This window comes from Candidatus Obscuribacterales bacterium (genome assembly GCA_036703605.1).
Lineage (GTDB): Bacteria > Cyanobacteriota > Cyanobacteriia > RECH01 > RECH01 > RECH01.
In genome coordinates, this window is record DATNRH010000118.1 from 1 (window position 1) to 1,069 (window position 1,069).

Consider the following 1,069-nt stretch of genomic DNA (forward strand, 5'->3'; position numbering starts at 1 on the left):
AGATTCTCAGATGTGCCAATATCAAGGTATGTACCATCATCAAATACTTCTGCTTCTACACGTAGTCCGGCATGAATAGCGGCTTGAATAACATCACCGATGGGGATTTCCGGCTGTGATGGAATAGTTGACATCAGTTGAGGTACTTGATCCCCAATCCACTCTTGTTGACGCGCTTGAATAAAATTGTGTAAAAAGTGCGTGAATCTTGGTTGCCAAACAGCGATCGCCCACATGTACCGCAGGGTTGTATGGGGCGATTTTTCAATAATTTGAGAGACGCGCTTGCTAGCATCCCAATCAACAACACCGACTTTCTCAGGTTGATCGGTAGGAAACACCCCCAGCACCACGTCGGCATCACTATGGTTCAAATGATTCAGCAGTGCCTGATAGGCATGGTCTGGATGAAATAAAATATCGGGAAAGCCAGTGGCTACGATCGCATCTTGAATAAATGGATAGGCTTGATTGAGGCTAAACGGTACACCAAAGGGCACATGAACGGTGAGATAGGCCAGGTGCATCTGCAGTTGGGCCCCATCCCCCAAATAGGCAGGAATATCCCACTTGCCAGGACGCAGAATCAGGATAGCTTCTGTAATTCCCGCTAGCCGCATTTTTTCCAACAGGTACTGACAGACCACCTTGGGGCGCAGTCCGGGGCGATCGCCGATGGTTTGAAAGCCAATGGGGAATAGTTCCTTGCTCATCGGTAAAGGTGATATGCGGGTGCCTTGTCCCGCTGCGGGCACTAAACCAATCACGCGTTTTGCCATGCGTCCCCCAATTGACCCCGATATAGACACTGCAGTTGCTGTACATCCTCTTGACATTCGAACTGCTGGGGCGCAGCGATCGCCCATAGTTCGCTGAACGTTACCGTTGTCAAGGGAAGGGTGAGAGTTGCAGCGATTGTGGCTGCATCTACACCGGTTTTATACAGTAGGCTAATGTGAGGCTGATTGCAATCGGTGAGGGAGACGGGAACGGTTTGCTGCAGGCTGGTCACTAGGTGGATCAGGGCTGGAGTCGTTTGCAGGGGAATAAACAGAGTTTTGGAAAAGCG

At 50.1% G+C, this 1,069-nt stretch carries 2 protein-coding genes; both read right to left on the minus strand.

Annotation, left to right across the window (positions count from 1 at the left end):
- Positions 1–779, minus strand: a 779-nt coding sequence (locus V6D20_02415; GenBank protein HEY9814650.1) for a sugar phosphate nucleotidyltransferase, incomplete at its 3' end; no start/stop codon positions are given.
- The coding region (locus tag V6D20_02420; protein ID HEY9814651.1) for a hypothetical protein at positions 764–1,069 on the minus strand (306 nt) is incomplete at its 5' end. The genes V6D20_02420 and V6D20_02415, both read right to left, overlap by 16 nt.